21 protein-coding genes, 3 tRNA genes and 1 other annotated feature are annotated in these 22,426 nt (G+C 38.0%); of the genes, 1 reads left to right on the forward strand and 23 read right to left on the reverse strand.

The window, feature by feature from the left end; translation table 11 throughout:
* Positions 1-8: 8 nt before the first annotated feature.
* The 8 genes from MJY40_RS12735 to MJY40_RS12770 all read right to left on the reverse strand — a co-directional run bounded on the left by MJY40_RS12735 (position 9) and on the right by MJY40_RS12770 (position 5,211).
* A complete protein-coding gene (locus MJY40_RS12735) occupies positions 9-434 on the reverse strand; it encodes a DUF1893 domain-containing protein (RefSeq protein WP_317854583.1) in 426 nt (141 codons plus the stop codon).
* 16 nt (positions 435-450) lie between these two features.
* Positions 451-1,581: an aldo/keto reductase gene (locus tag MJY40_RS12740; protein ID WP_317854584.1), complete on the reverse strand. Its 1,131-nt coding sequence runs from the start codon at positions 1,579-1,581 to the stop codon at positions 451-453.
* Positions 1,582-1,736: 155 nt separating this feature from the next.
* Positions 1,737-1,808: transfer RNA gene (locus tag MJY40_RS12745), tRNA-Gly, on the reverse strand.
* A gap of 339 nt (positions 1,809-2,147) precedes the next feature.
* Positions 2,148-2,852, reverse strand: a complete 705-nt coding sequence (locus MJY40_RS12750; RefSeq protein WP_317854585.1) for a hypothetical protein — start codon at positions 2,850-2,852, stop codon at positions 2,148-2,150.
* Positions 2,839-3,558 carry a permease prefix domain 1-containing protein gene (locus MJY40_RS12755; protein ID WP_317854586.1) on the reverse strand — a complete coding sequence of 240 codons (720 nt, stop codon included), beginning with the start codon at positions 3,556-3,558 and terminating at the stop codon, positions 2,839-2,841. Before MJY40_RS12755 ends, MJY40_RS12750 begins: the two co-directional genes overlap by 14 nt.
* Positions 3,545-3,889: a PadR family transcriptional regulator gene (locus MJY40_RS12760; protein ID WP_317854587.1), complete on the reverse strand. Its 345-nt coding sequence runs from the start codon at positions 3,887-3,889 to the stop codon at positions 3,545-3,547. Before MJY40_RS12760 ends, MJY40_RS12755 begins: the two co-directional genes overlap by 14 nt.
* A 324-nt stretch (positions 3,890-4,213) precedes the next feature.
* Positions 4,214-4,285, reverse strand: a tRNA-Gly gene (locus MJY40_RS12765).
* Positions 4,286-4,422: 137 nt separating this feature from the next.
* The gene (locus MJY40_RS12770) at positions 4,423-5,211 is read right to left on the reverse strand and encodes an HAD-IIA family hydrolase (protein ID WP_317854588.1); all 789 of its coding nucleotides are present in this window, start codon (positions 5,209-5,211) and stop codon (positions 4,423-4,425) included.
* 262 nt (positions 5,212-5,473) lie between these two features.
* Here MJY40_RS12770 and MJY40_RS12775 point away from each other — a divergent pair, with 262 nt between their 5' ends.
* A complete protein-coding gene (locus MJY40_RS12775; RefSeq protein ID WP_317854589.1) occupies positions 5,474-6,652 on the forward strand; it encodes an IS110 family RNA-guided transposase in 1,179 nt (392 codons plus the stop codon).
* Between the two features lie 471 nt (positions 6,653-7,123).
* Here the strand turns inward: MJY40_RS12775 and MJY40_RS12780 are convergent, their stop codons facing one another.
* The 15 genes from MJY40_RS12780 to MJY40_RS12850 form a co-directional block, all read right to left on the reverse strand.
* Positions 7,124-7,411, reverse strand: coding sequence for a YciI family protein (locus tag MJY40_RS12780; protein WP_317854590.1), 288 nt, complete (start codon positions 7,409-7,411; stop codon positions 7,124-7,126).
* A gap of 524 nt (positions 7,412-7,935) precedes the next feature.
* On the reverse strand, positions 7,936-9,582 hold the full coding sequence (ilvB, locus tag MJY40_RS12785) for a biosynthetic-type acetolactate synthase large subunit (protein ID WP_317854591.1): 1,647 nt from the start codon (positions 9,580-9,582) through the stop codon (positions 7,936-7,938).
* Between the two features lie 24 nt (positions 9,583-9,606).
* Entirely contained in the window at positions 9,607-9,846 is a 240-nt protein-coding gene (locus MJY40_RS12790; protein ID WP_317854592.1) for a hypothetical protein, read from the reverse strand.
* Positions 9,847-9,937: 91 nt separating this feature from the next.
* Positions 9,938-10,174: a binding site (T-box leader), on the reverse strand.
* A gap of 476 nt (positions 10,175-10,650) precedes the next feature.
* A tRNA-Phe gene (locus MJY40_RS12795) sits at positions 10,651-10,723 on the reverse strand.
* Between the two features lie 300 nt (positions 10,724-11,023).
* A complete protein-coding gene (locus MJY40_RS12800; protein ID WP_317854593.1) occupies positions 11,024-12,679 on the reverse strand; it encodes a recombinase family protein in 1,656 nt (551 codons plus the stop codon).
* Complete coding sequence (locus MJY40_RS12805) at positions 12,672-13,508, reverse strand: recombinase family protein (RefSeq protein WP_317854594.1); 837 nt, start codon at positions 13,506-13,508, stop codon at positions 12,672-12,674. The genes MJY40_RS12800 and MJY40_RS12805 overlap by 8 nt, the downstream gene beginning before the upstream one ends.
* A 4-nt stretch (positions 13,509-13,512) precedes the next feature.
* Positions 13,513-15,090: a recombinase family protein gene (locus tag MJY40_RS12810; RefSeq protein ID WP_317854595.1), complete on the reverse strand. Its 1,578-nt coding sequence runs from the start codon at positions 15,088-15,090 to the stop codon at positions 13,513-13,515.
* 93 nt (positions 15,091-15,183) lie between these two features.
* Entirely contained in the window at positions 15,184-15,351 is a 168-nt protein-coding gene (locus MJY40_RS12815) for a hypothetical protein (protein WP_317854596.1), read from the reverse strand.
* A 12-nt stretch (positions 15,352-15,363) separates the two neighbouring features.
* Positions 15,364-15,723 (reverse strand): type II toxin-antitoxin system PemK/MazF family toxin, encoded by a 360-nt coding sequence (locus MJY40_RS12820; RefSeq protein WP_317854597.1) that lies wholly within the window; start codon positions 15,721-15,723, stop codon positions 15,364-15,366.
* 547 nt (positions 15,724-16,270) lie between these two features.
* Entirely contained in the window at positions 16,271-16,720 is a 450-nt protein-coding gene (locus tag MJY40_RS12825) for a sigma-70 family RNA polymerase sigma factor (RefSeq protein ID WP_317854598.1), read from the reverse strand.
* A gap of 298 nt (positions 16,721-17,018) precedes the next feature.
* The gene (locus MJY40_RS12830; RefSeq protein WP_317854599.1) at positions 17,019-17,894 is read right to left on the reverse strand and encodes a damage-control phosphatase ARMT1 family protein; all 876 of its coding nucleotides are present in this window, start codon (positions 17,892-17,894) and stop codon (positions 17,019-17,021) included.
* A gap of 76 nt (positions 17,895-17,970) precedes the next feature.
* The gene (locus tag MJY40_RS12835) at positions 17,971-19,065 is read right to left on the reverse strand and encodes a hypothetical protein (protein WP_317854600.1); all 1,095 of its coding nucleotides are present in this window, start codon (positions 19,063-19,065) and stop codon (positions 17,971-17,973) included.
* Positions 19,062-20,474: an FAD-binding oxidoreductase gene (locus MJY40_RS12840; protein ID WP_317854601.1), complete on the reverse strand. Its 1,413-nt coding sequence runs from the start codon at positions 20,472-20,474 to the stop codon at positions 19,062-19,064. Before MJY40_RS12840 ends, MJY40_RS12835 begins: the two co-directional genes overlap by 4 nt.
* Positions 20,475-20,547: 73 nt before the next feature.
* On the reverse strand, positions 20,548-22,041 hold the full coding sequence (locus MJY40_RS12845; protein ID WP_317854602.1) for an FGGY family carbohydrate kinase: 1,494 nt from the start codon (positions 22,039-22,041) through the stop codon (positions 20,548-20,550).
* Positions 22,042-22,054: 13 nt separating this feature from the next.
* Complete coding sequence (locus MJY40_RS12850) at positions 22,055-22,423, reverse strand: DUF1667 domain-containing protein (protein WP_317854603.1); 369 nt, start codon at positions 22,421-22,423, stop codon at positions 22,055-22,057.
* Between the last annotated feature and the right edge of the window lie 3 nt (positions 22,424-22,426).

A 22,426-nucleotide genomic window follows, 5' to 3' on the forward strand; every position in this document is an offset into this window, starting at 1 on the left:
AGGTTCCTTTACTTTGCTTGTAATTCTGCAACTTTATTTTGCAATGCAACATATGCTTCATTTACGTTTTTCATATCCAAAACCGTTGCTTCCATAGGACACATACCATCTCCTTTACGATTGATGATATAGGGTACCACTTTGCTATATGTGATGGGAATGTTGTGGACTTCCAAAAACATACGAGCATGTTCGCTGATGACTTCTGCATACAATTCCCAGATGCCAGCCTTCACCAAAAGCATTGCTGCCGCTTTGCCAATGACACGATCTGCCACAAGAGCACCTTGTAAAAATTTAGGATCTGTTGCCAACACTTCCATGATGGGTGCAATTCCTTTTTTGCTGGAAGTATGCAATTCACCTCGAACAGACAACATTGCACAGGTCACATCCCCTTGCAAAGCACTTCTTACTTGTTCCATTTCTTTCATATTGTTGTTTCCTCTCTTATTTCCATATTGGGTTGCTAAGATCTGCCCAAACCTTTGGCATATCTTCTGAAATTTTGATGTGTTGTGGACATTTTGCTTCACAAAGACCACAGCCCACACATTTATCTGCTTGACTACGCTTTGGCAAATTCATCATAGGGAAACGAATAGGTTCATAGTTTTGGTACATGTGATATGTGTTCCAGAGTTTGAAGTTTTGTGGAATGTTTACCCCATGTGGACATGGCATACAATATTCACAGCCTGTACATCCATTTTGTATTCTTTCTTCCAATGCAACACGCACTTCTTGGATTGCCATGATTTCTTCTTGGCTCAATGGACGTAATGGTGAAAAGGTTGCAACATTGTCTTTGACTTGTTCCAAATTGCTCATACCACTGAGAATGACTTTGACATTTGGATAGCTTGCCACATAACGAAGCGCATAAGATGCAATGCTTTCTTCTGGATTGATGCTTTTGAATTTTTCTTCCATATCATCTGAAAGTTTTGCCAAAGCACCACCACGAACTGGTTCCATCACCACAAGAGGAATCCCCAATTCATCTGCCAATTGATAGCCTTTAAGACCTGCTTGTTCTTCTGTATCCATATAGTTGAATTGGATTTGACAGAAATCCCATTTGTAATATTTGATGATATCTTCAAAAACTTCATATTCATCATGGAAAGAGAAGCCAATGTATTTGATTTTGCCTTCTGCACGCAATTCTTCCAAAATGGAAATCAAACCATAGTCTTTCACTGCTTGCCAGGATTTTGCACTCAAATTATGCAACAAATAGTAGTCGATATAATCTGTACGCAATTTTTGCAATTGATCCTCGAAAATTTTACGTGTGTCACTGGCATCTTTCATAGTCCATACAGGCAATTTGGTTGCCAATGTATAAGAACTTCTATCGTATTTTGCCAAAATTTCGCCAACAACGCCTTCACTTTCACCATTGTGATAGAAATATGCAGTGTCAATATAGGTGACGCCATTTGCCAAAGCATAATCCATCATTTCTTGTGTTTGTGCCACATCAATTGTTCCATCTTCTTGCAAAGGAAAACGCATACAACCCATACCCAACAATGATGGTGTTGTGCCAATTGTTTTCATTTCTCTTGTTTCCATGTATATATCCCCCTCTTTCAGTTTTTGCCAATTCAATTAGCCTTATTCTATCACAAAAAAATATATTGGTGTTAAAAAAACAAAAATTTTACAAACAAAAACAAATAAAATGGATACAAAAAAAGCAAACTCCAATTGAAGTCTGCTTCTTCTAAAGCGCGAAACGAGATTCGAACTCGCGACCCTCGCCTTGGCAAGGCGATGCTCTACCACTGAGCCATTCGCGCATATTTAATTTACTTAAAATATGATACTCTATTTTGGAGATTTTGTCAAGGGGTTTTTGAAATTTACAGGAGAAAACCAACGGGTGCCCACACGGGGACACCCCTACAAAACCAATATCATCCAATTTCCAAAACAGGCAAATATGGAATTTGATCCTACAAAACCAAAAGATGTTCCCTTACAACAACACCTAAGATTCTTCGTCGTTTCACTCCTCAGAATGACAAACGAGAGAATGTACCACCTATGTTTTGTCATCCTGTAGGGGTTGGCGTCCTCGACAACCCGTTTACGGTGAAGAATCCTTGCCAGAAGGCATGGAAACCCTCCTCTACAATTCAATTTTTCCATTTCACAAAGCCATTTCCAGCATCCACCCAGCCCTCTATGGTTCCATAATACCCACCATCATAATCTTCTGGGTAGAAGGTATTGCCATCTTTGTCATAACCCCATTGGTATAAAACTTCGCCATCTACGTTTCTACCCTCGATATAGGAAGCATATACCCAAATATTTTCTTCTTCCGCAAAGTATTTCTCATGTTCCGGTTGAATTGACCAATCCCCCATAAAGAACCCTCTTTCATCCACAGGCAAAACCGTTTCTTGGAAGATATCTTGGTATTCCCCATCTTCATCTTCAAATCCATATTGATAATAGAGATATACCTCTGTCACTTCTTCTATGGAAGATAGCCAAATGAGCTTTTCATTCAAACTTTGGAACCAAATATCCTTATCATAGTTCCAACTGCACCCACGCAAGCCATTATCTGCATATTTCCACAAAAAGAACAAATGACGTTCTGCTGTTGCATAGGACAAATCATTTCCCACACGTCCAATGATCACAGTATTTCCATTTCTATCTTCATATTCTGCCAAAATTTCTTCCGATGGTCCATATCGCAAACCGATTTCATTGGCATACAGCAGTTCTTCCATTGTGAAAGAATACCCATTCAACCGCACATACAAAAAGCACAACAAGCAAACAACCAGTGCATACACAAGACTTTTCTTCTTTCTATTCATTTGCATACACCCGCCCTTCTTGCATATCGAATTTCACCCCTGTTTCACCAAGTGCCACCACAGCATATGCAACATCTTCTGGCACATCTCTCACCCTTTGGGAACCAATGCTGTAATATCCAGCACCTTTATAGCCACCGCCACCAGTATTGATTGCATTTCCATTTCCATCGTACAAAGAAACATTTGCCGAAGCACTCCAAAACACTCGTTTTGCAAAGGGATTTGACCAAGTTGCATAGGACAATTCCAAAGTGCCATCTTCGTAATATCGAAAATCCTTTAAAATCAAGGTATCTTTATAGATTTGATAGTTTTCGTCAATTTCTATGGTATATACCAAAGGACTATCGTCATAGTAATGTCTATCCAAGAGATTGAATAGGCTATTTGCAAAGCCAAACCCAATATTCAACACAGGTATACAAGTCATAATCACCATCAAAATGCAAAACCGCTTTAAAGTCACATACACCCAACCCAACAAAGGAGAATGTTCTTTGTCCAACTCCTCGCCAACTTCTTTTGCATTCCCCATACAAGCAATTGTAGCGCATTTGGCTTCTGCTTCTTCCATACCATCTGCCAAAAAGTCTTCATATCTATCTTCCATATGTTCTGCCAGCTCACAAAAAATCTCATTTCTATCGTATTTGAACTTCACATAGGAAGTGACTTCGTCCAAGTATTCCTTCCAATCAAGCTGTGCCATAGGACATCCCTCCAACCACTTTTGCAACTGAGAAGGTGAATTCTTTCCATTGTTTTTCTTCTTCCACAAGCTGACCTTGACCCTTTGTGGTGATACGGTAGTATTTGCGTTCTTTGCCAGAATCTGTTTTTTCTCTGTAGGATTCCACATATCCTTGGTTTTCCATACGATGGAGCACAGGATATAAGGTACCTTCCTTCATTTGGAACACGTTATCACTACGTTTTTCAATTTCTTTGATGATTTCATATCCGTAACATGGTTTTTCTTGTAATAACGATAACAACATAAATACAGTACTACCACCCATCAAACCTTTGTCCACTGCCATATCCATTCCTCCTTTACCTAGACATTCTATGTATGGATTATACCTTGATTATCGAGGTAAGTCAAGATGATATTTGCGGGATGTCGAGGACGCCATCCCCTACAAAACACGATTGGATCTTTGTCATTCCAAATGTAATGGGGAATCTTTATTGGCAAACAGGCGACCACTGGTCGCCCCTACGAAACCATTATCGCTATGGGCAAACCAGCGGGCGAGCAATGCTCGCCCCTACAACAAAACATTCCCCCTGTAGGGCGATGGCTTGCTCCCACCGTTTTCACAATAAAAAAACAGACCTCAAACTGAAGTCTGCTTTTTTCAAGCGCGAAACGAGATTCGAACTCGCGACCCTCGCCTTGGCAAGGCGATGCTCTACCACTGAGCCATTCGCGCATATGTAGTTGTGTTGCTCAAGCAACTATTATATTATATACAAGGTTTATGCATTTGTCAACTGTTTTTTTAATTTTATTACAAACGGGCGACTAATAGTCGCCCCTACAAAACCCAAATACGCAATCATATATATTTTATAGATATTGACCCATTTCAGCGATGGATGCAAAGATTGCATGTGGTTTCACATCTGATGCTTCCACATCTTGCATAGTTGCTTCACCTGACAATACCAAAATACCAACAGCTCCATTATTGACACCAGTTGCCACATCTGTATAGATTCGATCGCCAACAAAAGCAATTTTTTCTCTTGCTACACCAGTTCTTGCTTCCACCATCTCCATAGTTTCTGGAAAGGGTTTGCCTAGGAACTTTGGTTGTTTGCCTGTAGACAAAGCAATTGCTGCACAAAATGCGCCACAATCTGGAATAAATCCACCTTCAATTGGGCAATTGATATCCAAATGGGTTGCCAAGAAATCTGCTCCATTTCTGATATTGGTACATGCTTTTTCCAATTTTTCATAGGTCAAAGTGGTATCAAAACCAATCATCACAACATCTGCATTTTCCTCTACCAATTGGATACCATGTTCTTTGTAGTTTTCTGCCAACGCAGGTGTCCCCATCAAATAGACACCTTTGCCAGCATAATATTTTTGCAAATATGTAGCAGAAACATCACCTGAAGTCATGATTTGATGAGGTTCAATGAAGCAATCCATTTTTGCCAATTTTGCGATATAGTCCTTTGGGGATTTTGAGGAATTGTTTGTGAAAAACACAAATTTCTTTCCTACTTGTTGCACTTGCTCCAAGAATGCCAAAGAGCCTTCTAAAATCTGGTCACCCAAATAAAAGGTACCATCCATATCCAAGGCAAAAAGTTCAATTTGTGCAAGTAGTTCTGTTGGGTTCATAGAATCTCCTTGTATAATGAAAACATAGTAAATTCTAAGTTTTCATTTGATTTTTTATTTACTATAATTTAAATAGATGCTATGGATTAGTGATTTCTCCTACAGCAGCTTAGCTGACTGGTTCGTAAAGGCTCTAACCATGGCTCTATGTTTAATTGTTGATTAGTTAGATAACGCATAGACGTTTTATATAGAGCAAGGATACATTTAACATAGAGTTCGTGGAACGTAGTATCAAATAAATTTAAAGGAGTTGTTTTCTATGTTATTTGTAGGTATTGATGTTGCTAAAAGCAAACATGATTGTTGTATTATTGATTCTGATGGTGTTCTTCACAATGATTCTTTACGCATTGAAAATTCAAAACTAGGCTTTGATTCTTTAGTTGAATCTATCTATTCAGCCTTAGACTCTAAAGATATTTCTAACGTAAAAATAGGACTTGAATCAACAGGGCATTACAGCACTAATATCACTAACTTTCTACTTGCTAAAGGTTTTCAAGTCACTACCTTGAATCCTTTATCTACTAATCTTTTTCGTAAAGCCCACACGCTCAGAAAGACCAAAACGGACAAGACAGATGCTAGAGTGATTGCTGCTATGCTTTTTACTGATGATTCAAAATCCTATTCACCAGTATCATACCAAATTTCTGAGCTAAAGTCACTAACAAGACATCGTTATCGTATGGTTGGATATCGCTCAAAACTGAAAATATCTATTACTAGATTAATTGATATTATCTTCCCAGAGCTACCCTCTTTGGTGTGGTCTATTCATCAAGCGTCTTCTTATGCTGTACTTTTGGAGCTGCCTTCTCCAACCGACATCTCTAATTGTCACCTTACTAAACTTACTAACTTGCTTTCTAAGGCTTCAAGAGGTAAATATGGAAAAGAAAAAGCAATTGCATTTAAAAGCGTTGCTTCCAATTCTATTGGTTCTTCAAGCAGATCTATTTGTTTTGAATTGCAACAAACTATTCGATTAGTTCAGTCTGTTCAGTCTGAAATTGATGCTTTGGATGCTCAGATTAAACTTGTTATGCAAGAAATCGATTCACCTATTATGTCTATCCCTGGTATCTCTTTTACTTTGGGTGCTATCATCTTAGCCGAAATTGGTGATATCCATCGTTTTTCCAATCCTGCTAAGCTTTTAGCTTTTGCTGGTATGGAACCTTCTACCTATCAATCAGGTAAATTTAATGCTTCTAATACTCCTATGGTAAAGCGTGGGTCCACTTATTTGCGTTGGGCTATTTTGCAAGCTGTTCGCCTTGTTGCTATGCGTGATGTTTCTTTTAAAAACTATCTTAACCACAAACAGTCACAGGGTAAGCATTATTATGTTGCTATTAGCCACGCTGGCAAGAAGCTTGTTAGACTGATTCATTCTTTGTTAAAGAATAATTGTTCCTATATTCCTCAACACTAGTTTTTTGTATTTGTTTTTTCGAGCAACTAATGGTTGCTCTGTTTGCTATGCCTTTTTTCTAATCAACTGACTTTTGTAAGTTTATCTAACTTTTTATCATTTTTCTATTGACTTCATATAGTTAGTCTTTGTTGATAACGGGTGGATATAGAATCCACCCCTACAATATCCTATTTTTGTGGCAATTTATAGCGGTTGATTCGTGAATCAACCCTACAAAACAATCGTTTTCCTGTCATTCTGTATGAAATGAAGAATCTTATACTTCATAGAAAAAGAGGTTGCAGATACAACCCCTCCAAGGAAATACTGCATAATTCTGATTACAAGATTTGTGGGAATATTTTTTTGATAGAATTGCCAAAAAACGCAGGCGATATCGGAAATATCGTCGAGGATTTTTGGTGGCTCTGACAGGAAAATAAACCGCAAAAATTGTGATTGAGATCTTGCAGTGTTGCCTTAACAATTTTATTTCATAAATGGTGCAAAGTCATCTGCGTATTTTACTACGATTACATCTGTGAATGTGTATTCTGCCAAGTTATTTTGGAAGAATGGATCTTCACCTGCCAAAGCACGTGCTTCTTCTTCTGATGCCACATTGGCAATGATTGCACCGCCTACACGTGGATTTTTTCTACCTGCGCAAATAATTTTACCAAGTTCGATATTTCTTTCCAAAAACGCTCTGTGGTCTGCCATAACTGCGTCCAATTGTTCCAATGGTGCTGTGTAAGTCAAATCAATAATAAACATGAAAATTCCTCCTTGTTGAATGCACATTGTTTTTTTCTATCATAACAAAAAACAGGAATAAAATCAATCAAAAAACTAAGACCTTAAGGCGTTGCCTTAACAACCACCATCCTTTGAAAAGTCTGGACCCCAACTTTATTCAAAAACATTTTACAAAGATAAGCTTTCAAAGTAGGCTATAACAAAAAGGGGCACAGCAAGTGAAGCCATGACCCTAGAGTATCACATAAAGTTTTACAAAAAACTACGATTTTTCTTTTGGTTTTAGCGTCGCAGACTTAACTCCGCAGATCGTATCGGAAAGAAATCCGATGGCGAAGCCATTTTGCGTAGCAAAATACTGACCAGAATCGTATTTCGTCAGGGTCATCACTTTGCGTTGCAAAGTCAGCTTACGCTGCCCGCATTCTTGCGGTGAATGGGACAAAAAGCGATTTCTAGGTGCTTCCCAAAAGCACTTGCACGAGGAAATCGTCTTTTTTACATCTATCTACAACTCGAAATCCTGATTTCGAGTTAGCCTTTTATTCTTCCACAAACTCATCAATGCCTTTACCTGGTGGCACAATTGGAAATACATTATAATCAGAAGAAAACTCGCATTCGATGAACACAGGACCTTTGATATCCTTAGTTTCTTCCAAAACTGCGTCCAATTCTTCCAAAGAAGTGGTTTTTGCAGCTGTAATGCCATATGCCTGTGCAAGCATCACATAATTTAAGTCTGCACCAATATCGGTTTGGCTATATCTACCGCCATTGAACAATTTTTGCCATTGACGCACCATACCCAAAGCACGATTATTGAACATCACCACACGAATGGGCAATTCATATCTTACCATGGTGACCATTTCTTGATTGCTCATACGGAAACAGCCATCCCCTGTAATCAAAACTACATTTTTATTTGGATTTCCAATTTGTGCGCCAATTGCAGCACCCAAACCAAAGCCCATAGTACCCAATCCACCAGAAGTTACGAATTCCTGACCTTTGCGTACTTTCCAGAACTGACCTGACCACATTTGGTGTTGCCCAACATCTGTCACCAAAACGGTATTTTCTGGATAAGTTCCATTGATGGTTTCGATGATACGATCTGGTGTAAACATGCCTTCTGTTTTTCGTTCTGCTGCAAAGGATCTGATTTCTGCCAACCATTCGCTATGGTCTGCTTTTTTGACACCTGCCAACAAACGAGGGAACAGAGTCTTAAAGTCACCCAACAAAGGCAATGTTGGTCTTGTATTCTTATCGAATTCGGTTTCGTCTATATCCATATGGATAATGGCTGCACCTGGTGCAAAACGTTCTGCATTACCCACCACACGATCACTGAAACGAGCACCAATTGCAAACAACAAATCACATTTGGACACTGCAATATTGGTTTCACGAAGCCCATGCATACCCACAAACCCCAAAGACAATTTATGATTTCTGTCTATGGTGCCAATACCCATAAAGGAATTGACCACAGGAATATCTGCTTTTTCTGCAAGTGCCAAAAGTGCTTCTTCTGTTTTGCTGATGCGAATGCCACCACCTGCATAAATTACAGGTTTTTTTGCAGCATTGATACATTCTATTGCTTGTTCCAACGCTTCTTCATCTATGATTTCTTCCTTTTCTACCACTGGCAAAGGACCTAAGTAGTCACATACATCTAAAAATACATCCTTTGGAATATCCACCAAAACAGGTCCTGGTCTACCTGTTGTTGCAACACGAATGGCTTCTTCCATTGTTTTTTGCAAGTCTTTCACATCACGTACAAGATAGTTATGTTTTGTGATGGACATGGTCAAACCAGTGATATCGATTTCTTGGAAGCTATCTTTTCCAATCAAACTATTGGTCACCTGTCCTGTAATGATCAAAAGTGGTACAGAATCCATATACGCTGTTGCAATACCTGTGATGGTATTGGTTGCTCCAGGGCCAGATGTGGCAACAAAAACACCAAGCTTTCCAGTGCTTCTTGCATATCCATCAGCAGCATGCACACCATTTTGTTCATGTGCTGGTCTATAGATATGGAACTGGGATTCTTGGTGATACAATTCATCAAAGAAAGGTACCAAGACACCTCCTGGATATACAAACAAGGTGTCTACGTCCTGATCTTTGAATATTTCCAATATGAGTTGTGAACCATTAACGTGCATATAAATTCTCCTTTTGCAATGTGCTTATCTGCAAACTTGAACCTCTTTGACATCATATACATCCACTAATTTTTCCATGTGGCAAACTGCTTTGTCCAAGAAAGCCAAGTCATTTTCCAAAGTGATATAAAGCAAAGTGCTTTTGTCTTCCAATTCTTCCATAGAGAACTCTTTGATTGCATATTGTTTTCTACGCAAAGTTGCGATGACACGCACTGCGGAATCTACACCATTTGTTACTTGAAATCTATACTTTTTAGCCATTTTAATTTCCTCCTAATCTACAATTCCCCGATTTTGATATAGACTATGATGAAAAATAGGTATAAAAAAATCCCTACACACGTATATTGTGCGTAGGGACGATTATATCGTGGTACCACCCTATTTCATGGAATTATTCCATCTCATTCAAGTCTAAAGAAGTATCCTTCTAACTCTAGCCCTATAACGTAGGCAAACGTCCCAATATACTATCATTTCCACCGGGAAGCTAAGAGTGATTATTACATATTCATTTATCACTGGTTCGCACCAAACACCAGCTCTCTGAGATAAACCCGAATACTTTTCTCTCTGTCATTGCTTTTAATAAAATTGATTCTATTGCAAATTACGAAAATTGTCAAGTGTTTCTGAAAAAAAACATAAGACTTTTTTTGAAAACGAAAGCAATCGACAAAATACCCCTGCATTTGCTCAGGATTCAGGCATTTGAGCCTCTATCTGTGTATACACAATACACTTTTGTCTTTTATTGTAGCCTGCGTCTAATGGGTCAATGTGGGCATCGACCCCTATATTAAGCAAATTCAGTCACTTTATTTTGTCACAATTAAAAATAAAAGGACTTTTATATCTTGTAGAGTACGCATTGTATACGTACTGAAAGCGGAATGCATACAATGCATCCCCTACATAATCGAGATGTGTTCATGTATATTAGGTCTCATTCAGTTTAATTGTGGCTATTTTAAATTAGAATTTGGGGTTCTATTGAGATTGCATATATTTTCTGGAAATAAAAAAACAACCTACCTTTGTAAACAAAAGTAAGTCATTTTTAAGTGCCCAGAGCCGGAATCGAACCAGCGACACGTGGATTTTCAGTCCACTGCTCTACCGACTGAGCTATCTGGGCATATCTATATGGATTTAAAACGGTTTTCTATCTACTTAAAATAGATATCATTCTAAAATGAAAGGTGGATTTGAACTCTCACACCTTTTCCGTTCACTTCCTAACGTAGTATAACATATGGGCGGTATTTTGACAAGAGTTTTTTTCTATGCATTTTGTAAATCTTCTGATACTGCATTTCATTGTTATATACAGCACTCTTTTGGATAAGGATTTCTCATTATTTCTGCACTCTTTTTTCCTATTAAAAAGGCAGCACCAATTTCTCAGTGCTGCCTTAAGTTATTTATGATATAACTATTATCTTTTCAACCTTCTCACTTTCAATTCAATTAGTTGTTCATGCACTTCTCCATCTTTAAAGTAGATGATGATGTGGTTGGTGTCCATCACTTTGATGGTGTCTATTGTCTGTCTGACCAAACTGTCATTATACTCTAAAATATCTTGTGGTTGACTTTCCAGATAACTTCTCACCTCCAGTAATTTTTCTTCAATGGTATCTTCGGTGTCATAACTTGTCTTGTACTCATCTATAATATCTTGAATTCTTCTTGCTTCAGCCGATAGGGATTGCATTTGTTTTTCTGCTTGTGCGTATTCATATTCATTTTTGCATTCTCCACTTTCTTCTACTATTCCCATGATTTTATCAATCATAACTTTCACTTGCTGCTCTAGTTTTCCTATATCAATCGTTCCATCTGCTTGCTTTCTCATGGCATCTCTCAGATTTTTTGTCAGTGCGAATGGAACTATTTTTTCTGTGTTATACGATGATAAAATTGCTCCCATGATAGCTCTATGTAGGCTTTCTTCATCTACACTGACCGAGTCGCTGCAATATTTTGTACCATAATCAAGTCGATTGATACATCTCCACACTGGTTGCTTTTCACCACTTCGTTTGGTCCACACTACTCTGCGGTATGGTGATCCACAATGTCCACAGATTAGTATTTCCGATAAAGCATACAAACTGCTGTATTTTCCATTTTCTGTAATCGTTGTTTTGGAAACTTTACGTTTACCACCACGCCTAGCTTTTTCAGCTTGCACTCTATCGAATATCTCTCTTTCTATGATAGCATCATGGTTGTTTTTAATATAAGTCTTGGGCAACTCCCCATTATTTACTTTTATTTTTTTGCTAATGGGATCTGTAACATAGGTTTTTTGCAGAATCACATCTCCACAATATTTTTCATTCGCCAACAATGAACGCACAACAGGTTCGTTCCACTTTTTGTTATTTCGATAAGGTACTCCATCTGTATTGAGTGCATCCGTTATGGTTTGTGTTGTTTCACCAGATAAATAACTTTCGTAAATTCTTCGTATGATGATAGCTTCTTCTGGTATGATTTCTGGTTGACCATCCTCTCCTTTCTTATATGCATAAATTCTACTATATTGAAACGTGACTTTTCCTTCTTTCATTGCCATGCGTTTGCCCATCTTAACATTCATACTCAGCGAATTTAATTCCTCTTGTGCAAGGGATGCAAGGATTGTGAGGATAACTTCGCTGTTTTCTTCCAAGGTGTTGATGTTTTCTTTCTCGAACAGCACACCCACACCCATCGCTTTCAATTTTCGCACATAGCCAACACTGTCCAAGGTATTTCTTGCAAATCGACTAATGGACTTTGTAATGATAAGGTCTATTTTTCCATTTTTACAATGTCGTATCATTTTCATGAATTCTGGTCTTTTTTCAGCAGATGCACCAGAAATACCCTCATCCGCATAAGTGCCAGCCAGTGTCCATTCTGGATTTTTCAATATCAACTCTGTATAATACGATTTTTGTGTATGAAAACTTGTGAGCTGTTCTTCCATGTCTGTGGAAACACGGCTATATGAAGCTACTCGAAGCTGCCTATGCTTTTTTTGTTCATTTCCATAAATATCTTTACTTGGTATCATGATAACTTCACGTTCTGGTCTATCCATGATTTTCTCCTTTCATAAATATTCTTCCACTTTTCATCACAGCTTTCGTTATTTGATTTTTATTGATTCTTATATCAGCAATCAGTTGATCTAATAACTCTGCATCTATTCTCTTTTGCCTTCGACCAAGTGCTTGTATTTTTGCATCTTCCATAGCATATTCATTGGCACACAAGTCATATTGTAAAGCTGCAAGTTTCATAATGGTTTCTTTGATTTTTTCTACTTGCAACTCTGTCTGTGTCAAAAGTGCATCTATTTCATTTTGTAATTGTATGGTTTCTATAGATAAAACACTGCTACAATTAACTTGGTTCAGCTGACCATAACTAAATTGTTTTTGTAGATTGCTTATATCTTTTATAATGCTACCATCTGTTACTTTCAGAGATATGTGACTTGGACTCGATGGACAATACCATCGTTCACTGCCACTGGCTTTGATTCTTCGCTTTAAGTGTTGACCACATATATCACAGACCAGTTTATTTTTCAGCTTTTTAATGTCACTAGACTCGGTTGGTGTATAGGTTTTCATAGAAGCTTGTGCCTGTTGGTATAATATTTCTGGTATGATGCAAGGATATTTTTCATTACCAAGGTAGTTTTTGTTTTGCAACATCCTTGCAATCATATTTTTATTCCATTCTGGTTTCGATGGCATATATCGTATTCCTTGATTGGTCAATTCAGTTGCAATACTTAGGTAAGACAGTCCATCTGCGTACATCTGATAAATTCCTTGCACTATGGATTCTTCATCCTTGTTAACCGTGACCACTCCACCAACGATTTGATATCCATATGATATCTTCCTATTTTGTGCCATGCAATCACATCCTTTCCGTTAGAGTAAGTCCATTTTTCAATATGAATACAATCGTTTGATTGTCTTTTGCTACTACTTTCTCTACAATCTCATTTAATATTTCTTCGTTCATTTCCGTAATACTTTCTGGCAACTCATCTAAGATTTCAATCAAATTTTCCGTTTCTTCTAAAGTAGCATCCTTGCGTAACTTTCCTAGAAGTCGTATTTTCAAATCCTTTGCATCTTTTAGCTCTTTTTTCAGTTCATCCGTTTTGGATATAAAAAGAGCAGAATCAAGTATGCCTCTGGATAGTAGTCCAGACATTGCATGATTCTGCTCTGTAAGTGTTGCTATTTTTTTGTTGATATTCTGTAGCTCTAGGTTTTCTCGTTGCTGTTGCTCCTGTACCTTATTCAATGTGATAACAATAGGTGCTAAGATTTGATGGTGATTTTTTCTAAGCTTGTTATACATATGAATGAATGCAAAGGTGATTTTGTCCTCACGAATACGCTCTGAAACACAATCCTTTTTATCCGTATCATGCAATCTGCAAACCCAATAAGCTTTGTGGTTTGTGATTTTCCTACGATAATTACCACCACATTCCCCACATACAATTTTCCCACTGAACGGATATTCTTCATATTCTAATTTTACAGTAGTAGCACGTTCATTTAATAAGATATTTGCAAGTTCATATTGAATACGGCTCACAATTGGTTCATGGTTATCTTTGACATAGTATTGTGGAAGCTCCCCTTTATTTATTTTGTTTTTATAGGGAATCACATCTTGATTAAATGATTTTTGCAAAAGTAAATCCCCTACATATCTCTCATTTTTGATTATAGAAGATATAGCTCCTTTTCTCCAAACCACGTTATTGGTACGACTTGGAATCCCCTCTGCATTGAAATTCTTACAAATTTCTCTAAATCCACTACCCATTAAGTATTCAGCAAAAATCCTACGAATGATTTCTGCTTCTGGTTCATAAATTTCATATTGCCTATTGACCATACGATATCCAAAAGGTGCATTACTCGGTGTATATGTGCCTTTTTGCATTCTCATACGAGCACCTTTTTTCATGTTTTTTGACATACTTACGGATTCTTCTTGTGCAAATAGAGAGTATAGAGTTAATAAATTTTCGCCACTTAGTTTTGCTGTATCAATGCCTTCCTTTTCAAAGTAGACAGTAACACCAATTGCTTTCAGCTCTCTAACAGTAGCAATACTATCCAACGTATTTCTAGAAAATCTACTTGTTGATTTGGTGACAATACGGTCAATTTTACCATCTCGACAATCGTTTATCATACGGTTGAAGTCATCTCTTTTTTCTGTGGATACACCAGAAATACCTTCGTCAGCATAAATGTCTACCATTTCCCAGCTCAGGTTTTCTTCGATTAGGTTTGTGTAGTAACGCACTTGTACTGCAAAAGAATTAAGTTGATCCTTAGAATCACTGCTGACACGAGCATATCCAGCGACTCGCATTTTGAAGGTTTCTTGTTTGATGGTTGCATCAATTTGAAAAATCTCTTTTTGTCTGATTGCACTTGTTCCATTTATACTCTTATCAGCCATTTGGTTCGTCCTCCTTTCACAGGGTGTTTTGTGTTATTGATACCCCGCAGCAACAACACTACTACAATGAGAGTTCAAAAGCTATACCCAATACTACCAAATATAGATGGGTTCTAATTGACATTCTTTCGCAAGGCTCAAAGCTGTTAAATCAGCCACTTCACGAGTGATTTTCTTTGCATTCAGCAGAGATTTCAGCATTTGCATCATGATATAAAAATCATTAGAGATGATAGTTTGAACTTCGTTTTCTTGTGTCATAGCAATTCCTCCTTACAAAAAGTTAGGGTTTAGCCCAACACTAATTTCCAGTGCCACGTTGATTTGTTTCAACTTATATTTTGGAACAGTACAAATATATTCTTGCAATCGTTCACGATCAATGGTGCGAATTTGTTCCAACAACACACTGGAATGTGCTTCTAAGTTGCGTATAGGTGATACCACCACATGAGTGGGCATCATTTTCTTCTTCCTTGTAGTCACAGGTGCTACGATAACAGTTGGACTATATCGGTTGCCAATGTTGTTTTGTAAAATCAAAACTAGTCTGATACCAAATTGTTCCGAACCAACACCAGCACCCAGATTTGCATAATATATTTCTCCACGAGTAATTGTTCTTTCTCCCATAAGTACATCCCCTCTCTTTTGTTTTTCTCTTTGAATTTTTTGTATCCCTCTAATATCACAAACATAAGAACCAGTGGTTTTTATGCCACTGATTCTCATGGCTTCTAACATTATGATTATTTTTATATCCACCAAAACTGCAAGTGGTCAGCTTGCATCATGGGATTCTCACCCCCAACAGGTTCTCTGTCGGCTGCCCTCATTGCTTTTATTGCTGTGACTGGACAGAAGTATCATTATGCCATTGATGGTATTATTGCAAATAGACCACCATAGTCTATTTTTCAGGCAGATGTATATCGCTCGACACCTTACTTTTTCATAGAGATTTCTACAGGTATTTCTTGGTAAATCTTGGTAAATTCTCTACAGATGCTTCTTGGCGACATTCCTGATGTGCTTTTCCTTTTGGGACCATCAACTTTTGTATTTTGGTTTCTCATATGCAATTTTCAAAGAGCAATGAGAAGAATATAAATCCCCTCATATACTTAGCCGTTGAAACGAGCACTTGAACACCACTTTTTGCAATTTTTTTGAAATTTTTTTAAAATTTTTTCATTCCCAGCTTTTCCAAGAGCTTTTTCAGCCTTTTACTCACCGTACTTTGTGCTTTTCCAATGCATTCTGCATACGCCCTTTGTGTAAGTTCCTTGCGAAACAACGCATCTATCAATTCCAGCTCAACTACGTCCAATGTTTCCAGCTCCCTGTTCAATCGTTCAATCCTTATATTTTTGATTGCTTCTTCTTCCACATCGTCCAAAGTACCAAACTGGGCATTGGTATCCTCTTGCAAACGTTCCAAGGAATCTTCCCTACTGGGAATGAAATAAATCACCAATTTTTCTTCATTCTTATAAAACTTTTCTTCTTTCAAATCCTTTGTGAAATACGCCATCTTTCGGTCGCTTTCCTGCAAAAAATCAATGATTTCATCACTTACCTCTGGATATAAAGCTCTATATTCCTTTTCACTCTTTCTTCTTTCCTCCATTGTTTTTCCTCCACTTCTACACTTTGATTGGATTTTCCAAAATGTTAGAAGCGGTGGTGAACGACAGTTTATGTTGCATAAAAAAATCACGCTTTCACCCCAAATCTATAAATCTTTAGCTTTGAAGTAAAAACATGAACTAAAAAAAGACGTGACAAGTCAGCTTCAAAGCTATACTTATCACGTCTTTTTAAATTTGATATATCTTTAGCGTATTTCTTTTTAGAATATACTTTTATTGTGCTTCAAAAAAACACCTTTCCATTCTCTAGTGTGTAATTATACTATAAACAAGAAATTATATTCTCTCACTTAATTCCCTTTCATTAACAAAAATACAATCCATTTTATTTGCGCCCATTGTCTTTACAAAAATATCGCATTTGCACAAAAATAAGTAGTATACATTCAAACCGCATCCAGATAGTGTTTCAAAATTAGCTTGTCCCTTTGCAATCACGATATCTGCATTCTCGACTTTACTCCTAGCCTCTTTGCTTAAACGTTCCATGCAAGTCCCCGCAACACCATTTCCATTATCCATAACTGTAATACAAGAATCCAATCCCGCAAGTTTTGCATCCTCCATTGTCACATCATTGAATACGGGTTGTTCTTTGACAATGGCACACATGTTCAAATTGGGGCACTCTCTTTTGATTTGTCGAATCAAAACTTTATCCAAAACCACTTCTCCGCAATTATCTGTCAAATACACCAACTCTTTTGCGTTTTGCAAATCTTGATAAAATTTTTGATACGTAGTGCTATCTAAGCCTTTTTGTAAGTACCCTTCTATACATTCCAACAAATTTGCAATTTGCACATCTTCCATAACTGCCATATCAATATAATTTCCCGCTCCTGCAATTTGAATTGCACGATACAAAGGGTTTTTATCCTCTAACACCATATTTTCAAATTTTTGTTCTTCCAAAAGCATCAAGCGTGTGTGTTCCTTTTTTGGTGCTTCATATATGTCCATCAAATCACCCCAAAATTCTCTATGCAATGTATCCAAAGCATGTTGATATTCAGGTGCTGTCCCATTATCATCTACCAATGTACATAGTACACGCTTCATATATTCCAATTTTCTATCTTCTGGATACTCTGCCAAACGTTTCATTTCTTTGCCCAATAAACACATGATACATTCTGCTGAGAACTTCATTCACCTAACTCCCTTCCATTTTCAAATGACAAAAGGGCAGGATTGTCAAACAATCCCACCCCAAACATTTTTTATCTTACAAAACTTCCAAATAGTATTTTACATCACAATCTGCCATTTCTTTTTTCAAGAGTTCATAAGCAGTTGGTTCAAATACAAGGATTTGTTCTGCTTTTGCAGCTTTGATGTCATGAAGTGCATCTTCTTTGATTGCTGTCATCATTTTTTCGTCTGCTGCCAACAATGTATATTCTGCACCTACAGGTTTTTGCCAAATGGTCAATTTATTGATTCTACCAGAACCAGACAACAATGGAACAAATTCTTGAGATGTTGGAATTTGTGTTTCATCATCGCTAGAAATCAAAGCATTGAACAAATCACCATTCACCAAATATCTCAAGTTAAAGCTACCAGCATAGATATATGTTTTTACTCTTTGAGGCATTGCGCCCAACATTTCTGGCAAATAAGCCACTTCAAAGCTCACTTCGATATCCAATTTTTTCACAAAATGGCGCAAAAGGTATGCAGCTTTTGCAGAAAGTACAACCACTTTTTCTACATTTAACGCATTCAAGTCTGCAACCACTTTGCTCAAGTGTGCAATGCCTTCTGTAACAAGACCATATGCAAAGTATTCAAAGCCCAAGAAAGTCACTTTGCCTTCATTTGCAAATGCCATACCTTTTGCCTTTGCATATGCAACAAATCCAGCTTCTGCACCAGCAATTCCCGCTGTTTCATTGTCTACCAAAACAGCCACTTTGGAATCTTTTACAACTGGTGTTGCCCAAACTGCGGAAGATGCAAATGCACCATCTGCTACCATTTTGGAGAATTCTTTTGTTGCTGGAGAATCGTATCCTTTTGCCAAAAGCATTGCTCTGGAAAGGATAGTTGCATCTGTACAATCTTCTTGAGATTCACCAAAGTTTTGCCATCTTTCACCTTGTCTGGATAAGATAGCACCAAAGTTGATTTCACCAGCATAATCAGAAATTTCCATTTCCCCTTTCATAATTGCACGAGCAATTTGCAATCTTCTGGAAGGATATTGGTGCATCATTTTTGTTGCTCTAAATTCTGGGCAATAGCACACTGCTTGGTCCATATGAACCACTTGACGTACCAAAGCTTCTTCGTAATTTTCCAATGTATAATTCATCATAATCCAAGCACTCCTTTATTCACCAATCCCTTAGGGTCCAAAGCATCTTTAATTGCTTTCATCACTTCCATACCAGCTTCACCATGTTCATCAACAAGGTATGCTGCTTTTGCTTTCCCACTACCATGGTGATGGGAAACATTTCCGCCATTTGCCAAACTTGTTCTGATTGCTGTATCCAAACATTGTTTGTATCTTTCAGCACCAGCAACATCATCGCCACCTGTTTCTGCATGGAAGATTACATAAACACTAGCACCAGTATGATATACATGGGAGAAGTGGCAATCCACGTCTGTGCAAAGTGGTTCCAATGCTTTTCGCATTTCTCTCCAAACATTGCCAATGCAATCCCAAGGAGCTGCAACTTCGATTGCATCTGCTGTACCGCCACGCATTGCATCGTGATCCAACATTTTTTTAGTAGAAAATCTGGAATGGAACCAGTGAATACCAGCTTCTTCGCCTTTTGCAACGCCACCTTGTTCTTCGCAATATTGTTGCACCAATTCTCTTTCCAAATCTACTTGTTTTGCAAGACCTTCATATCCTACAATCAAAATAACATGACCTGCTTCATAATTGAATTTTTCAATTCTTGGAATTGCTTCCACTTCATCATACAAACGAATAACCGCTGGATGTACATTGTTTTGAATGAATGTGCGGATTGCTTCCAAAGCGGAAACTGTATCTGCAAATGTATATGCTTCAAAGTGACGTTTTTCTGCAACTGGATAAATTTTCACTTCTGCTGCTGTCACGATACCATAAACGCCTTCTGCTCCCAAGAACAATTGATCCATTTCAGGTCCTGTGGATGCTTTTGGAGTTGTGTGACTTGTGTAGATATGACCGTTTGGCAATACAACTTCCAAGGCGTGAACCATATCATCCATTTTGCCATATTTCGTGGAAAAAGTACCGATAGCTCTTGTGGATACCATACCACCCAAAACTGCACTTTGGAAGGATTGTGGATATTGTCCGCATGTGAAACCAGCTTCGTTGAGCAAATTTTCGAATTCAGCACCAGTCAAGCCAGCACCACCTCTTGCTGTACCATTGATTGCATTGATTTCGAAGCTTCTCAAACGTTTGATGTCAATCATAACTTCTTCGTTTTCTGCAATGCTACCACCAACGATACCAGAACCACCGCCGTAAGGAATCACGCCAACTTCATAAGCGTCAGAAAGTTCCATCAATTTGCTTACTTCTTCTGTTGTGTTTGGCATCAAGATTGCAGATGGCAAATATGGATATGGACCTTGCAACAACCATTTGTATTCCAACGGATAACATCCATGAGCATATACCAAACGGTCTTCCATTCTTTCCAATACTGTCACTTCAGGTAATGTTTTCATAACTTCGTCCAAGAATGGACGTACATTTTCTTTCTTCATAATTTCCTCCTTATATTCCTAATTTTGATAGATAGTGTCAGATACAAATCTTCAAAAGTAGATTACTATTGGTTTATTTTCGATTCATTGCATTCATACAGCGGTTGACTCTATCCACCCAAACGCTATATCTTTCTTCTCTGTCTACTTCATTCATATTTGGTACAAAGACTTTTTCAATTTCCATAGCTGTTTGCAATTCTTCTTCACTCCAGAAACCAACGTGTAAGCCAGCCATTTGTGCTGCACCGAGGCTTGTTGCTTCCACAGACAATGGTCTTGCAACTTCCACATCCAGCATATCAGCCAATCTTTGTGCCAAGAAGTTGTTCATAGACAAGCCACCATCAATACGAACTACTTGCATTTTGACACCAGATTCTTTTTCTACCGCATTCAAAATATCTTTCAAGCGATATACAACGCCTTCCAATGTTGCACGAATGACATGGGCTCTTGTTGTGCCTCTTGTAATACCAAACAAGGTTCCTCTTGCAGAAGAATCATGGAATGGTGCGGACAAACCAGCAAGGGCTGGCACAAAGATAACGCCATTGGAATCTGGAACACTTTCTGCTGCCGCTTCTGCTTCTGGTGCTGCTTCAATAATTTGCAAACCATCACGCAACCATTGTACAGCAGAACCTGTAACCGATTCATAACCTTCCAAAGCATATGTGATTTCATCGCCGATTTTCCAAGCGATTACAGTATTCAAACCTTCATTGGAAACCACCAATTTGTTACCAATATTGATGTCCAAGAAAGAACCTGTACCATTTGTAATTTTGCCACTACCTTCTGTTCTACAACCTTGCGCAAACAATGCAGCATGTTGGTCGGCAATCGCTCCACAGATGGGGATGGATGCACCAAACAAGTTTTCATATGTACAACCATAATCACCAGAGTCGTTCACAACTGTTGGATAAACAGAAACAGGAACACCAAGATAATCCAAAAATTCTGTATACCACTCATTGTCGACCAAGTCATAGCTACCTGTAACAGATGCATTGGAATAGCTGATGGCATGCGTTTGTCTACCAGTCAAGTTCCAAATCAACCATGTATCAATGGTACCCATCATGGCATCGCCTTTTTCAACAGCTTCTTTGATTGCAGGTACATTTTCCATATACCATTTCATCATCATGGATGTATATACAGGGGCAACTGTCCAACCAGTTCTTTTTCTCGCTTCTTCACCCCAAGGAGTTGCGTTGATTTTTGCACATTCTTCTGTAGTTCTCACATCTTGCCAAACGATTGCATTGTGCAAAGGTTGACCTGTGATTTTGTTCCAAACCACACAAGTTGCTCTTTGGTTTGTGATACCAATGGCAGCAATTTCTTCTGGTTGAATGCTCGCTTGTTCCATAGCTTGTTTACACACATTGATTGTTTTTTCGTAAATTTCCATTGCATCATGCTCCACTTTTTCTTCAGATGGAGTATATTGTGTAAATTCAGAATAGCATTGTGATACAATTGCAAAGTCTTTGTCATAAATCAATGATCTGGTGCCTGTTGTACCTTCATCCATAACCATTATGTATTTCTTCATACCGACTTCCTCCTTAACTCATTTTAGATACAACTGATTTTGCAGAAACAATATCCACACCCGTTCCCAAAATATCAGGAATGACCACATCTCCTTCTTTGATGGGTGCAACTACCTTTGTGTTATAAATCAAATCAAAACATTCTCTGAACTTGCTTTTGGGAACCATATCGCTGCTAATGACAGGCAATAGCGGACAGAGTCCATTTTCCAATGTAACGGTTGTAGTCACCATACGCACTGGATTTGTGTATTCGCTTTTTGCGTACATTTCGCCTCGTTTGCAAGTATTTCCTGTCACAGTCAATTCCCCATTGTCATCTGTCAAATGCAAATCACAACTGAGTGGACAAATAATACAAATATAATCTTTTTCAATCACAGA

Origin of the sequence: Chakrabartyella piscis (assembly GCA_030067835.1) — a bacterium.
GTDB lineage: Bacteria > Bacillota > Clostridia > Lachnospirales > Anaerotignaceae > Chakrabartyella > Chakrabartyella piscis.

Excerpts from the sequence above, each read along its gene's own strand:
- MJY40_RS12735 (WP_317854583.1), bottom strand. The coding sequence starts at position 434 with ATGAAAGAAATGGAACAAGTAAGAAGTGCTTTGCAAGGGGATGTGACC.
- MJY40_RS12740 (WP_317854584.1), bottom strand. The coding sequence starts at position 1,581 with ATGGAAACAAGAGAAATGAAAACAATTGGCACAACACCATCATTGTTG.
- MJY40_RS12750 (WP_317854585.1), bottom strand. The coding sequence starts at position 2,852 with ATGCAAATGAATAGAAAGAAGAAAAGTCTTGTGTATGCACTGGTTGTT.
- MJY40_RS12755 (WP_317854586.1), bottom strand. The coding sequence starts at position 3,558 with ATGGCACAGCTTGATTGGAAGGAATACTTGGACGAAGTCACTTCCTAT.
- MJY40_RS12760 (WP_317854587.1), bottom strand. The coding sequence starts at position 3,889 with ATGGCAGTGGACAAAGGTTTGATGGGTGGTAGTACTGTATTTATGTTG.
- MJY40_RS12770 (WP_317854588.1), bottom strand. The coding sequence starts at position 5,211 with ATGAACCCAACAGAACTACTTGCACAAATTGAACTTTTTGCCTTGGAT.
- MJY40_RS12775 (WP_317854589.1), top strand. The coding sequence starts at position 5,474 with ATGTTATTTGTAGGTATTGATGTTGCTAAAAGCAAACATGATTGTTGT.
- MJY40_RS12780 (WP_317854590.1), bottom strand. The coding sequence starts at position 7,411 with ATGTTTATTATTGATTTGACTTACACAGCACCATTGGAACAATTGGAC.
- ilvB (WP_317854591.1), bottom strand. The coding sequence starts at position 9,582 with ATGCACGTTAATGGTTCACAACTCATATTGGAAATATTCAAAGATCAG.
- MJY40_RS12790 (WP_317854592.1), bottom strand. The coding sequence starts at position 9,846 with ATGGCTAAAAAGTATAGATTTCAAGTAACAAATGGTGTAGATTCCGCA.
- MJY40_RS12800 (WP_317854593.1), bottom strand. The coding sequence starts at position 12,679 with ATGGATAGACCAGAACGTGAAGTTATCATGATACCAAGTAAAGATATT.
- MJY40_RS12805 (WP_317854594.1), bottom strand. The coding sequence starts at position 13,508 with ATGGCACAAAATAGGAAGATATCATATGGATATCAAATCGTTGGTGGA.
- MJY40_RS12810 (WP_317854595.1), bottom strand. The coding sequence starts at position 15,090 with ATGGCTGATAAGAGTATAAATGGAACAAGTGCAATCAGACAAAAAGAG.
- MJY40_RS12815 (WP_317854596.1), bottom strand. The coding sequence starts at position 15,351 with ATGACACAAGAAAACGAAGTTCAAACTATCATCTCTAATGATTTTTAT.
- MJY40_RS12820 (WP_317854597.1), bottom strand. The coding sequence starts at position 15,723 with ATGGGAGAAAGAACAATTACTCGTGGAGAAATATATTATGCAAATCTG.
- MJY40_RS12825 (WP_317854598.1), bottom strand. The coding sequence starts at position 16,720 with ATGGAGGAAAGAAGAAAGAGTGAAAAGGAATATAGAGCTTTATATCCA.
- MJY40_RS12830 (WP_317854599.1), bottom strand. The coding sequence starts at position 17,894 with ATGAAGTTCTCAGCAGAATGTATCATGTGTTTATTGGGCAAAGAAATG.
- MJY40_RS12835 (WP_317854600.1), bottom strand. The coding sequence starts at position 19,065 with ATGATGAATTATACATTGGAAAATTACGAAGAAGCTTTGGTACGTCAA.
- MJY40_RS12840 (WP_317854601.1), bottom strand. The coding sequence starts at position 20,474 with ATGAAGAAAGAAAATGTACGTCCATTCTTGGACGAAGTTATGAAAACA.
- MJY40_RS12845 (WP_317854602.1), bottom strand. The coding sequence starts at position 22,041 with ATGAAGAAATACATAATGGTTATGGATGAAGGTACAACAGGCACCAGA.